Source organism: Lactococcus sp. FSL W8-0209 (genome assembly GCF_038006585.1).
Lineage (GTDB): Bacteria > Bacillota > Bacilli > Lactobacillales > Streptococcaceae > Lactococcus > Lactococcus lactis.
The window spans coordinates 1,189,941-1,202,586 of record NZ_JBBOVN010000001.1 but is presented as its reverse complement, the minus strand read 5'-3'; the positions used below and the strand labels follow the sequence as shown (position 1 = coordinate 1,202,586).

12 protein-coding genes and 1 pseudogene are annotated in these 12,646 nt (G+C 35.0%); 1 reads left to right on the top strand and 12 read right to left on the bottom strand.

Annotation, left to right across the window (positions count from 1 at the left end; all coding sequences use genetic code 11):
* Positions 1-78 precede the first annotated feature (78 nt).
* From MKX45_RS05995 to MKX45_RS05975, 5 genes are all read right to left on the bottom strand, one after another.
* Entirely contained in the window at positions 79-525 is a 447-nt protein-coding gene (locus MKX45_RS05995; protein WP_004255012.1) for an ASCH domain-containing protein, read from the bottom strand.
* A gap of 139 nt (positions 526-664) precedes the next feature.
* Positions 665-1,369 carry a purine-nucleoside phosphorylase gene (gene deoD, locus MKX45_RS05990; RefSeq protein ID WP_004255010.1) on the bottom strand — a complete coding sequence of 235 codons (705 nt, stop codon included), beginning with the start codon at positions 1,367-1,369 and terminating at the stop codon, positions 665-667.
* 70 nt (positions 1,370-1,439) lie between these two features.
* Positions 1,440-1,709, bottom strand: coding sequence for a zinc ribbon domain-containing protein (locus MKX45_RS05985; protein ID WP_128267905.1), 270 nt, complete (start codon positions 1,707-1,709; stop codon positions 1,440-1,442).
* 55 nt (positions 1,710-1,764) lie between these two features.
* Positions 1,765-3,000, bottom strand: coding sequence for a phosphopentomutase (locus MKX45_RS05980; RefSeq protein ID WP_004255006.1), 1,236 nt, complete (start codon positions 2,998-3,000; stop codon positions 1,765-1,767).
* Positions 3,001-3,186: 186 nt separating this feature from the next.
* The gene (locus MKX45_RS05975; protein WP_340817268.1) at positions 3,187-4,038 is read right to left on the bottom strand and encodes an LCP family protein; all 852 of its coding nucleotides are present in this window, start codon (positions 4,036-4,038) and stop codon (positions 3,187-3,189) included.
* 125 nt (positions 4,039-4,163) lie between these two features.
* On the opposite strand from MKX45_RS05975, the pseudogene MKX45_RS05970 reads away from it, so the two are divergent.
* A pseudogene (locus MKX45_RS05970) lies at positions 4,164-5,321 on the top strand (IS3 family transposase).
* 355 nt (positions 5,322-5,676) lie between these two features.
* Here the strand turns inward: MKX45_RS05970 and MKX45_RS05965 are convergent.
* From MKX45_RS05965 to gyrB, 7 genes are all read right to left on the bottom strand, one after another.
* Entirely contained in the window at positions 5,677-6,396 is a 720-nt protein-coding gene (locus MKX45_RS05965) for a DUF4811 domain-containing protein (protein WP_057720846.1), read from the bottom strand.
* Complete coding sequence (locus MKX45_RS05960) at positions 6,396-7,940, bottom strand: MDR family MFS transporter (protein WP_340816908.1); 1,545 nt, start codon at positions 7,938-7,940, stop codon at positions 6,396-6,398. Before MKX45_RS05960 ends, MKX45_RS05965 begins: the two co-directional genes overlap by 1 nt.
* Entirely contained in the window at positions 7,933-8,397 is a 465-nt protein-coding gene (locus MKX45_RS05955; protein ID WP_340816907.1) for a MarR family winged helix-turn-helix transcriptional regulator, read from the bottom strand. The genes MKX45_RS05960 and MKX45_RS05955 overlap by 8 nt, the downstream gene beginning before the upstream one ends.
* 148 nt (positions 8,398-8,545) lie before the next feature.
* On the bottom strand, positions 8,546-9,199 hold the full coding sequence (locus MKX45_RS05950) for a DUF4767 domain-containing protein (protein WP_057720847.1): 654 nt from the start codon (positions 9,197-9,199) through the stop codon (positions 8,546-8,548).
* Positions 9,200-9,331: 132 nt separating this feature from the next.
* Positions 9,332-10,069: a class I SAM-dependent methyltransferase gene (locus MKX45_RS05945; RefSeq protein ID WP_057720848.1), complete on the bottom strand. Its 738-nt coding sequence runs from the start codon at positions 10,067-10,069 to the stop codon at positions 9,332-9,334.
* A gap of 210 nt (positions 10,070-10,279) precedes the next feature.
* Positions 10,280-10,468 carry a hypothetical protein gene (locus MKX45_RS05940; protein WP_340816906.1) on the bottom strand — a complete coding sequence of 63 codons (189 nt, stop codon included), beginning with the start codon at positions 10,466-10,468 and terminating at the stop codon, positions 10,280-10,282.
* 104 nt (positions 10,469-10,572) lie between these two features.
* Entirely contained in the window at positions 10,573-12,528 is a 1,956-nt protein-coding gene (gene gyrB, locus MKX45_RS05935) for a DNA topoisomerase (ATP-hydrolyzing) subunit B (protein ID WP_003131421.1), read from the bottom strand.
* Positions 12,529-12,646: the final 118 nt, after the last annotated feature.

The window sequence follows — 12,646 nt, the reverse complement described above, 5'->3', positions numbered from 1 at the left end:
TCCTCTTTTCATAAAGCATAATTTTAAAATAATTATAGCATGACTAAAAAAATAGTCAACAATTTTTATTTACCACTTTTAGTTTTGGTAAAGAACTTCAAATTCTTCGCAAAGCACTTCCATATTAGGACTATATACTTTTAAGTCACTCCAAAAGTCTTGATGCACTTTCCTCCAGTAGTCTAAACTTTGATCCCCTTCTCCTTCTTTAAAAGCATGCTCAGCGCTGACATCAAAAAAATTTCGCACATAAACTTTAGAAGTTGTAATAGCAGCTCTTGGTTGACCTTTTCCATCTAGTAAAATATCAAATTTTCCATCAACTGAAGGGAATGGTTCATCTTCACCATACTCAGCTACAGCACTAGCCGTCGCACTTTTCTTTCCTTCTAATACTAAATCTAAAAGTTTATCAGCCAATTCTGGCTCAGTTATTGGACCATCAACCTCATTACAAAATGCCCAAGCCCACCTAAAATTTTCTCTTGCCAATCCTGCTTCTTTGATAAAATCTTCGTAAGTCATCTTTTCTCCTTTGTTTGAAGGAAAATTTAATTTCCTAGTTTATTCCATCATATCAAAATTTTTTAAGCACAGATGATTAAATGCATTTTTATTGATAATAAATAAAAAAGTCCTGTCATTAAGACAGAACTTTAACTAATTATTCAGAAATCAAAGTTTCCAAACCAACTTTCATCATATCTGTGAAAGTCAATTGACGCTCTTCAGAAGTTGTTGATTCTCCAGTCAAAATATGGTCGGAAATTGTCATAATTCCCAAAGTTTGAACTTTATATTTTGCCCCAAGATAATAAAGGCCAGCAGCTTCCATTTCAACAGCCTTCACACCAAGTTTTCCAACTTTAACTGCATCTGGTCCACCGTAGAACAAATCAGAGCTGAGAATATTTCCAACGTGAGTTGTAATTCCAAGGTCTTTTGCAATATGATAAGCTTTATCAAGCAAATCAAAATCAGCAATTTGTGGGAAATCAAAATCAGGGAAATCATTACGGATAATCGCTGAAGTTGTCGCAGCTGCTTGCCCAATGACAAGGTCACGAATATGAACATCTTCATTTACAGAACCAGCAGTCCCAACACGAATTAATCTTTTTACACCGTATTCTGTAATTAATTCATTAGCATAGATTGAGATTGAAGGAATTCCCATTCCTGTTCCCATAACAGAAACACGATGTCCCTTGTAAGTTCCAGTAAAGCCAAGCATTCCGCGAACTTGGTTAAATTGCACAGCATCTTCAAGGAAGTTTTCTGCGATGAATTTTGCGCGAAGTGGATCTCCTGGTAAGAGAATTTTATCTGCGATTTCGCCTTTTTGAGCTTCGATATGTGGTGTTGGCATTTTTAATTTCCTTTTCTTTTAATATAATTATCAAATTTACTGACAGGATTTCTATCAGTAAGTTAAGAACTTAATTTTTCCAGCGTTTCAAACCTTTGAGTTGCATTGGATAAAGCTTTTTGAAAAGCCATTTTTGCATTTTGGGCATTGAATTATTATCTAAAGCTTTTCGCCCAATTTCAACCATTTCAGCAAAAGTAAGTTCTGGTTGGACAAATCGTCCTTGCATATAGCAATAGATACAATAGTCGGTTGAAAACTCTCCATTTGCTTGCGTTCCCTTATAAGAATCATCAGCAATTGGCATTCCACACGACTGACAAAATGCTTTCTTAGCCATAAATAAATCTTTCTAAACTCTGTCAGTAAAATTTACTGACAGAAATTTTTTCCTATTAAACCAAAGCATCCAAGAATGATTCACCAGTTTGAGCCTTCTTAACAGAGAAGTTTTCGGCAACAGTTGCTGAAATATCAGCAAAATGTCCCACTGGTAAAACTTTAGGGTCTTTCAATGATTTAGAGAAAATCACGAGTGGAATATATTCACGAGTATGGTCAGTTCCTACGTATGAAGGGTCATTTCCGTGGTCAGCAGTAATCATCAACAAATCATCTTCTTTCATTGCATCAATGATTTCTGGCAAACGACCGTCAAAGTCTTCAATTGCTTTTCCATAACCTTCAACATCGCGACGATGTCCATATTTAGCATCGAAGTCAACTAAGTTTGTGAAAGAAAATCCTTCAGTAAACTCAGCTTTTGTCATTGCTTTAAGCAGACGGTCAACCCCGTCCATATCGTTATGATTATGCCCCATATCATATTTCACACCTACTGTGTTGAAAATATCTGAAATCTTCCCAACTGAATAAGTATCAATTCCAGCCTTATAAAGTTTTTCCAAAACTGTTTCAGCAAATGGTGACAATGCATAGTCACGACGTCCATCAGTCCGTTCAAAGTTTCCAGCTTCTCCAACATAAGGACGAGCGATGATTCGACCAATCATGATTCCAGACCCTTCAAGGGTAATTGAACGAACATATTCACAAATTTTATAAAGTTCTTCACGAGAAATGACATCTTCATGTGCCGCAATTTGCAAAACAGGGTCTGCTGAAGTGTAAATAATCAACTCACCAGTTTCCAATTGACGAGGACCAAAATCTTCAATGACTGCTGTTCCAGAATAAGGTTTATTTGCTTCACGAATGATTTTACGGCCAGAAAATTCCTCAATTTTTTCAAGTAAATCCTCTGGATAACCTTCTGGATAAGTTGGGAATGGCGTTTGAATATTCAAGCCCATAATTTCCCAGTGCCCAGTCATTGTATCCTTACCTTTTGAAATTTCTTCTAGTTTAGTGACATATGCTGCTGGTTTATCAGCTTTTGGAACCGTTTTGAGCGGACTTTCACGCGGGATATTTCCCCAACCCAATTTTTGAAGGTTAGGCACATCAAGCCCACGAATTTCTGAAATATGACCAATCGTGTCTGAGTTCACATCATTAATTGCTTCATGCGTTTCAACGTCATGATTAAAGAATTTGTCAGCATCTGGTGCAGCACCAATTCCGACAGAGTCCATTACAACAAGATGAATACGACCAAATTTTTTAGGCATTATATCTCTCCATTTCTGCTGCTATATCAATAGCAAAACTAACTAATTCTATTATACATAAACTCTTCCAAAAAGGGCAGTCAAAGCTGTTAAAAAAATACATTCTTTTTGTCAAAAATTGCATTTTCTACTAAATAGATGTCATAAAAAAAATCATTAGATGTTTGTCCAATGATTTATATTCTTTTATTTTAAACTTTCTTGAAATTGTATTTTCGCCAAATCAAGATTAGCTTGTGAAATTGTCGTCACTCCTGACTGTCCCTCCACTTTATCGCTATGGATATTGATTTTACTAATCCTTTTAGCCCCATGATAATTCACTACCAAAGCTTTGAAATTTCCAAAACTAAAACTCATTCTAAAAACTTTAGGAAAAGCAGCCAAAATTTGAGAAAAATGTCCGATAATAACCTGCGGATTTTTAAGCTTCGTCATTGTCGCCATCACAAGTTCTTGTTGTCTTCCAAAGAGTTTTTTGCTATCTGACTCATTTAATAAAGTAAGATAGGCCTTTACCTCTGTTGAATTCTTTAAACTAATTGTTCCTTGAGGAAAATTGTAACCTTGAGCATTAAAGACATTTGCATTTTGAAGTGAAAGTCCCCCGATTGCCTCAACCAATTTGCCAATCTGGTCAAAATCAATTTTTACAAACTTATTCGTTTTGACCTGCAATAGCTCTTCCATTTCCTGAATGACCGCTGCTGCTCCTCCAGAATTATAAAAAGTTCCTAAAGATTGATGATTTGGAAGTAACGCACTTGTTGAAATATTGATAACTGTTGTTTGTTGCAAGCGAGGATTCATTGCTGCCATATCCGCCGAAACTAAAACTTCTTTTCCATTAATTTCGCTTATTCCAAGGACAGCTGTCGTAAAAGCTTCTTTGTTTTTTAGTGAAACACTCGTCGTTTCGGTCGGTGGACTAACATAAGCTTTATTTATCGCTGACTTCAAATCAAAATAAACTTTACCACCAACTGCGCCTAAAAGTACGATCAATACAAAAAGCGCAATGATAAAAATTCGTAAAATTTTTCTTTTTTTCTTTTTATGTCCTCTTTTAAATGGTTCATCATAAGTGGAGCTATACTATAAAAGTGGACAGAAAATTGTGTGTTATAATCTGTCTATTAAGACACAAAAATGAAAGGACTTTTATGTCAGGTTTTAAACGTTACGACGAGGATTTCAAACAATCGCTCGTTAATCTCTATCAAACTGGTAAAACACAAACTGAACTCTGTAAAGATTATGGGGTATCTTCTTCTGCACTTGCAAAATGGATTAAGCAGTACTCTCAAGTGCGTCTTGAAGATAATACGGTGTTGACTGCTAAACAGATTCAAAAATTACAAAAAAGGAATGCCCAACTAGAGGAAGAAAATCTGATCTTAAAAAAAGCGAGTGCCATATTCATGCAAAACTCCAAGTAAGATTGAAAGCCATCTATAGACTCCGATTTGAACACACGACAGTTATGCTCTGTCGTGTTTTACATGTCAATCGTTCCACCTACTATAACTTCATAAACAAGAGGCCTTCGAAGCGTGAAGTAGAAAATCAACGCTTGAGAAAATTACTTCTTGAAATCTATATGAAAGCCAAGAAAAGAATCGGAACAAGAGCTTTTAAAATTATTCTCCTGCGTGATTATGGCGTCAATATTTCTGAAGGGCGTATCTTAAGACTTCTCAAGTCTATGACACTCCCTAAAATGTCAACCATTAAACCTCGTTTTTATTCAAACAAATCGCCCGAATTTTCTTCTGATAATCTACTGAAACAAGAATTTAACCCGAACTCCCCAAATCAAGTGTGGACAACTGACTTCACTTATATTTCTATAGGACCTAAACGACATATTTATCTCTGTGCTATTCTTGACCTCTACTCAAGGAAATGTATTGCGTGGAAAGTAAGTGATCGAATTGATGCCAAACTCGCCTGTGATACCTTAGAGATAGCTATAAAGAAAAGAAAACCTAAAGAACCAATCATTTTTCATTCTGATCAAGGCAGTCAATTTAAGTCAGCTTCCTTTAGAAAGCTATTAGATGAGCATCAATTGCTTGCTTCTTACTCCAAGCCTGGATATCCTTATGATAATGCCGTGACTGAGGTCTTTTTCAAGTATCTTAAACAACGAGAAATTAATCGCAGAACTTATCACTCCATTCAAGAAGTTCAACTCTCTTGCTTTGAATACATCGAACAATTTTATAACAATTATAATCCTCATTCCGCCAACAATGGTTTAACTCCAAATCAGAAAGAAGAAAATTATTTTAAGAAAATATAGCTCATTTTGTGTCTAAATATTTGACATTAGTCCATTAATCATGTCTACCTCTTTCTTGCTCAAAATAAGATTTTTCCAAAAACTGAACTAAGCCTTTCATAGTATATCACCCTAAAATTAGGATATGTAGAAAAACTTAAAATATTATGTAAAAACGCATTACCTTACAAGCGATAATTTTATTATTCGTTATTTTTTTAAGGTTTTTTTACTACACATGAATTTTAAGTTTCGTTTATTTATCAATTGTATTATTAGTTTCATTTATTGTCAAGAAAAATAACGTAAAGTAACTTTCTTTGCGCTATTTATATTTACTTAACTTTAATGTAATAAAAAGACCTCAAATAATTTTAAAGTCTTTTTATTATTTATTCAGTAATTCCAAGAAGTTGCTTAATTTGTTTTACTTGCATTTTAGCATATTCTGTTGGATTTGATTTTTGAAGTGCAGCAAGTTGAGCCGCTTTTTGTGGGTCAGCTTTAAGTTGAGCTTCCATTTGTTTTTGCATTGCTGGAGCTTCTTGACTCAATTTTTTAACTTGATCTTGAGTCAAAACTAACCATGTATCTTTAGGTACTGAAACAACTGAATTTTGTTTAACTAATTCATTTTGTTCACCACCTACACTAAATAGTAATTTATAAAAGTCAGATGACCAAACGCGTCTTGTCGTTTTAGTTGTAACTGTTGCTTTAGTATTATCCACTAATTTATAAGTCGCTGATTTTTTAACAGCTTCTGAAATGTGTTTTTCATCAGGTTTAAAATTAGTGTCGGCTTTTTCCGATTTTTCATTATTTCGGTAAACAAAGACATAATTATCAGTGTTTTTACCGATTTCTGCTTTAATCATCATTCCATAAGGAGCTGATTTATCTCCAGCAGTATAAATTTGGTGAGTAGTTGAAGTTGTTACTTCTTTCATTCCCCAGTTATCTCTGATATGCATAGTTAGCATGGTCACAGAACCAGCTAATAAGAGAAAGGAAATTCCACCAACTAACCAATGAGCGATTGTGTTTTTTATAAACATGAAACCAAAGAAAGTTCCAATCATAAACACTACCAATAATAATATAATTAGCATTATTTATTTTCTCCTTTCAAGTCTTGTTCTTCAACAGGGACACCAGCAATCATTCGACCACTCTTCAAGAATAGAGCAACTCCGATACCAATAATGGCAAAGACGAATCCAATTGCGAATGAAGCGTGGTAACCTTGTAACATTGCTTCGATTGCTTTATTTGCAAATTGCAATGGATTTGTTGATTTTAATGATGAAGCAGGCATATTGTTAGTAATTACATTTTGAGCGACTGAAGAAAGGAGAGCAACAACAACTGATGACGCGACTTGACGCGCTGTATTGTTTGAAGCTGTTGCTTGAGCAACTTCATTAACTGGAACTGCATTCATGGCACTAGTTGTTAATGGCATCATTACCATACCAACACCAACCATACGTAATCCATAAAGAAGAGTAACAAAGTGGTCAGGAGTTGTAGCTGTAAAGAACATAAATGGTACAGTTCCCAGTGCCAAAACGAGGAAACCAATCACCGCAAGACGTTTTGAACCAATTCGGTCATAAACTCCACCAGCAAGTGGGGCAACAACAGCCATCATTAATGACCCGGGTAAGAGAACCAAACCTGAATTAAAGGCAGAAAGTCCATGGACATCTTGAAGGTAAAGAGGAAGCATCATTTCAACACCCATCATTGCCATTGTACTTAAAGCAAGTGCAAGAGTTACCAAAGTAAACTGTCTAATTTTAAAGACGCGAATATCAAGGAATGGATCGTCCATTTTAAGTTGACGTAAACCAAAGAGGAAGATAATAATCAAACCTCCAACAATTGGGGCGATAACTGTATTAAATTTACCCCATCCGTCAGTTGCAACATTAGTGAATCCCCAAAGGAAAGCACCAAAACCAACAACTGAAAGTAAAACTGACAAGAAGTCTAATTTCATTGGACGGTTCGGAATAACATCACGCATTGCAAAGATTGAAATAAGGAAAACAACTCCGACGACAATCATTGGAATAAGGAAAATTGTTCTCCAACTTGCTGCAAATGTCCAAAAGATAAGGTTAAATTTATGAGTAATTAACCAACCTGCAAATGTTGGACCTAAGGCTGGCGCAAGGACAAGAACAACTCCGGCAACACCCATGATTGCTCCCATTTGTTTAGCTGGAAACATGTTAACAAGGGCAACTTGCATCAAAGGCATTGTAATCCCAACTGCAATAGCTTGCAGAATCCGACCTGCTAGGAAAACCCACCAGCTTGATGTTGGAGCCGAGTAAGCAACAAACATTCCGATAAATAAAATTGCGTATGCTGTAACGTAAAGCCAACGTGTAGGGAATTTTGTTGCTAAATATGCTGAAATAGGAACCATAATCCCATTGGCTAATAAAAACCATGTTGTTGCTTGTTGTGCTGTTGACATGGAGATGTTGAAGTCATTCATCAATGTTGGAATTGCTGTCCCGAGTGATGTTTGCATCAACATGGCTCCAAATGTACCAACCAGAATCAAAATAAGCATTCCGATTCGGCTATAATGTTTACCATGTATATCTAAATGGTAATCTTTTTCGTATGTATCAGTCATTTTTTTCCTCCTCTTTTTCTTTGTCTTCTTTAGCTAGCTTCATTCCAATTTCTAAAAATAATTTGAAATTTTCAATGAAACTTTCTGTTCGTTCTTCACCCATTTCTTCAAAAACGCGTGCTAAATTTGAGCAAGCTTCTACTCGAATTTCTTCCGCAACATGACGTCCTTTATCAGTAATGGCTACTAAAATTTTTCGACGGTCTGTTCTTGAAATCTCACGGGTAACTAAATTTTTACTCTCAAGATTATTCAAGATTGTCGCAATTCTTGCAGTACTTGTATGCGTAAATTTTGCAATCTTACTTGGAACAATTTGCTTTCCAGCTTCCTTATAAAGATAGCCCAATACCAAATGCTCCCCTTGGGAGTAGGTATTAAAGCGGTGCATCATCTCTGCTTTTCCTCTTTTGATAACAGTTGTGAGGAAAACCTCCGCTGCCTTATTGTAATCCATTTTCACTCCTCCCTAACGGTGATATTTACTAACGACGTTAACTATTATAATCCGTTCACTATCTTTTGTCAAGAATAAAAATTTTAGTTTTTATTTTTTTGTTAAAATAAAAAAACCTATTCCAAAATAGGCTTTTTTATTTTTAAAATTATCCAACAATTCGTGCGAAGGCATTTTTTAATTCATTATTCTCTGTTTCTTTTAGATATAAATAATTATTTGTATTTCCTTGATTTTGTGCGGTATAAAGCACCATGGGATTTCCTGATTTAATAACAAAGAGATAAACATGATTAACACCAGAGTTTTTCTCATTCATATCTGAATAAACATCAACTAATTGATATCCTCCTGAATCTTCTCCCGTTTCTGACCATTTTAATTCAATAGGCTGATTATTTATTGCTGCTTTCCAAGTTGAATTATTATCTATAACTGACCAAGGAATAGAGAGACCATATAAATTAAGATTGTGATTAGGATCATACTGACTGTAAGATTGTCCCATTTCTATCCCCCACGCTGACATAAACTCTGCAAGACGTTGTTTTTTCTCTGGGTTCCATTTTCTTATTTGTGTAGAAGTTGAGGGGGAAATTGATTTTTCTATTGATGAAGAGGACTCTTTAATAATACTTGATGACTGGGTAGTACTCGAAGTGCTCTGAGTTATTGAAGAGCTTCGTGAGCTTTGGCTACTTTTAGAACTTTCTTTTGTTGTTTGAGAATTTTGTTTTGAACTACAGGCTGACATTCCAAGTGTTGCTACTAAAAAAATTGCAACAAGATATATTTTTTTCATCTTTTCTTCTCCTAACTACAATTTTACTTCAAAAGTAATTAAAAAACTACTAATATCATTAAAAGAACTAAATAAAAAATAAGAGTCCCATACTTTATTCAAATAGGAACTCTTATTATAGTTACTTTATGACTATGATTTTTTATTTCTTACAGAAATAAGCAACATCATTGGACGTCTCATCTCATTTTTCATTTCTTCAAGCTCTCTCATTTCTATAGGAGGTTTGGGTTCAATTAGATTAGTAAGTTCAAAACCAGAGCTTAACAAAGAACTTACATAGCTTGTTAATGTCCGATGATACTTAATAATTGGCTCACCTAAGAAATTGACTTCACGTTTTCCTTCATAATAATAATTATCAACTGGAAAATGAAGAATTTTACCTTCTGCATCATAACACCAATCTTGTTTCCCTGATGAGGTATAGAGAGGATGTTCAACAGAGAAAATAAATTCACCATTCTTTTTAAGACAATTTGAAATTTTGCAGACCAGGTCTTCAAAATTTGAAATGTAGTGAAAAGCTAATGAACTAAACACAACATCAAAAGTATCTGCAGGAAAGTTAATATCCTCTATTGCGGATTGTTGATAGGTAATTTTTTTATCATTATTAATATCAAGAGCAACTTCAAGCATCTTGTGTGAAAGGTCTATTCCTACTACTTCTTTAGCCCCATGATTGACTGCATATTTACAGTGCCATCCATATCCACAACCTAAATCCAAAACTTTTTTATCCTGAAAATTTGGGAGTAGTTTTTCTAATTCAGACCATTCACCAGCGGCCTTCAATCCCTTTTGGGACCTTGACATTGATGCATAATTTTTGAAAAAACGTTCATTATCATATTTATTTTGTTTCATTTTTTATTCTCCATGTAAATATAGTTCATCATTTTATAAATGTTTACATGGAAACTACAATTTTTTGAGCAATAATTCCTTTGTTCATCTATCTTCTTTCATAATTGGATTAGTTATTTTTTGTGTATTTTATAGTCACATTCTATCATAAGTCATTTAAAATGTCATTCGGTTTGAAGGAATAAATAATAATAAAGAAAAGTAGAAAATCTACTTTTCTTTACTCTCAACTTCTTTAAGTGCTTTTGAAGCTTCACTAAATAGCTCCTCAGCTTTACTTGTGGTCTTTTCAAAGGTATCTTGAATTCCTGTTTGCGTACTAACTGTTGCATTTCGGAGTGCTTCGTCTTCAAGTTCCTTCATTTGCTCATTGCTTAATTTGGGGTTTATTTCAGGCATAATCCACCTCCTTCTTGACTTCATTATATTACACTTTTCGATAAAGCGCTAACATTACGTTCAATAAAAAACAACTCAAACAAAAATGAGTTGTTTTTACTATATTATGCATCAATTGTCGAGTACTGAGCATTATTTTCGATAAATTCACGACGAGGTTCAACTCTGTCTCCCATGAGCATATCAAAGATTTTGTCAGCTTCTGCTGCGTCTTCAACAGATACACGTGCCATTAAACGGTGTTCAGGATCCATTGTTGTATCCCAAAGTTGATGGTCATCCATTTCCCCTAAACCTTTATAACGTTGTACAGTAGGCTTTGTTCTTCCTTGTGCCCAACGTGCTAAAGCTTCTTGTAAATCTTTTTCTTGATTTTCACCTGGTTGAATGTATTCTTTTGTTTCTGAACCAACTTTGATACCGTAAATTGGTGGCTGAGCAATATAAACATATCCTGCTTCAACAACTGGGCGCATATAACGGTAGAAGAGTGTTAATAGAAGAGTACGGATGTGTGCTCCATCGACATCGGCATCGGTCATGATAACAAGTTTGTGATAACGTGCTTTTGACAAATCGTAATCTGCTCCAAAACCAGTTCCCATTGCAGTGAATAGAGAACGAATTTCTTCATTGGCCAAAATTTTATCCATCGTTGCTTTTTCCACATTCAAAATCTTACCACGAATAGGTAAAATTGCTTGGAATTCACGATTACGTCCTGATTTAGCCGAACCTCCGGCCGAATCTCCTTCGACGATGAATAATTCTGTTTGTTCTGGATTATTTGATGAACAGTCAGCCAATTTACCGGGAAGGTTGGAAATTTCAAGCCCTGATTTTTTACGTGTCACTTCACGCGCACGTTTTGCTGCAATCCTTGCTTTACTTGCCAAAATCCCTTTTTCAACAATTTTACGAGCAACTTGTGGATTTTCTAACATAAATGTTGTCAAAGCTTCCGCAAAGAGTTTGTTAACAATTCCTGTTACTTCTGAGTTTCCAAGTTTTGTTTTGGTTTGCCCTTCAAATTGTGGATTAGGATGCTTAACCGAAATAACTGCTGTCAATCCTTCGCGGACATCATCCCCAGTTAAATTATCTTCGTTTTCTTTAAGAATTTTATTTTGTTTTGCGTAATTATTAATAACACGAGTAAGGGCTGTTCTAAAACCTTGCTCATGTGTTCCACCTTCGTGAGTGTTGATGTTGTTAGCAAAGGACATTACTACTGAATGATAAGTATCAGTATATTGCATTGCTACTTCAACAGCAATTCCATCCATTTCACCTTCAGTAAAAATTGCTGGTTCAAAAATGACTGTCTTATTTTCATTTAAATATTCAACATAAGACTGAATTCCACCTTCATAATGGAAATGAACTTCATTTTTTTCATTTCCTTCACGCTTATCTGTTAAGGAAATACGAAGACCGCGATTCAAAAAGGCTAACTCACGAACACGTGTTGCAAGCTTATCAAAATCAAATTCAACAGTTTCTGTAAAAATTTCTGGGTCTGGTACAAAGTGAACAGTTGTCCCTCTACGGTCAGTTTCACCAATAATTTTTAAATCATCTCCAACGAGACCACGATGATATTCTTGATAATATTTTTGACCATCTTTATGAACAGTAACATCTAGTACTGTTGATAAAGCATTAACAACAGACGAACCAACACCGTGCAATCCACCAGAAACTTTATAGCCGCCTCCGCCAAATTTACCTCCAGCATGCAACACTGTGAAGACTGTTTCCACGGCTGGACGACCCGTTTTTTCTTGAATATCAACCGGAATTCCACGTCCATCATCAACAACAGTAATTGAATTATCAGGCTCAATAAAAACCTCAATATGGCTTGCAAATCCTGCAAGTGCTTCATCAATTGAATTGTCAACAATTTCCCAGACTAAATGGTGCAAACCTTCTTTTGAGGTTGAACCAATATACATCCCTGGACGCATACGTACAGCTTCAAGACCTTCAAGTACTTGAATTTGACTGGCGTCATATTCGTCTGCAAGCATTTCTAAATTTTTATTTTCTTCGTTCAAAGTTAACTCTCATTTCTATGAAAAACTTACTACCATTATACCATAAATCAGCGATTTTAGCTCTAGTGCATGGTATTTTGTCACTCAAACTTGTAAAAAAAATAAGCAATTTTGACTA

Excerpts from the sequence above, each read along its gene's own strand:
- MKX45_RS05950 (WP_057720847.1), bottom strand. The coding sequence starts at position 9,199 with ATGAAAAAAATATATCTTGTTGCAATTTTTTTAGTAGCAACACTTGGA.
- MKX45_RS05945 (WP_057720848.1), bottom strand. The coding sequence starts at position 10,069 with ATGAAACAAAATAAATATGATAATGAACGTTTTTTCAAAAATTATGCA.
- MKX45_RS05965 (WP_057720846.1), bottom strand. The coding sequence starts at position 6,396 with ATGCTAATTATATTATTATTGGTAGTGTTTATGATTGGAACTTTCTTT.
- MKX45_RS05995 (WP_004255012.1), bottom strand. The coding sequence starts at position 525 with ATGACTTACGAAGATTTTATCAAAGAAGCAGGATTGGCAAGAGAAAAT.
- deoD (WP_004255010.1), bottom strand. The coding sequence starts at position 1,369 with ATGCCAACACCACATATCGAAGCTCAAAAAGGCGAAATCGCAGATAAA.
- MKX45_RS05960 (WP_340816908.1), bottom strand. The coding sequence starts at position 7,940 with ATGACTGATACATACGAAAAAGATTACCATTTAGATATACATGGTAAA.
- MKX45_RS05980 (WP_004255006.1), bottom strand. The coding sequence starts at position 3,000 with ATGCCTAAAAAATTTGGTCGTATTCATCTTGTTGTAATGGACTCTGTC.
- MKX45_RS05985 (WP_128267905.1), bottom strand. The coding sequence starts at position 1,709 with ATGGCTAAGAAAGCATTTTGTCAGTCGTGTGGAATGCCAATTGCTGAT.
- MKX45_RS05940 (WP_340816906.1), bottom strand. The coding sequence starts at position 10,468 with ATGCCTGAAATAAACCCCAAATTAAGCAATGAGCAAATGAAGGAACTT.
- MKX45_RS05955 (WP_340816907.1), bottom strand. The coding sequence starts at position 8,397 with ATGGATTACAATAAGGCAGCGGAGGTTTTCCTCACAACTGTTATCAAA.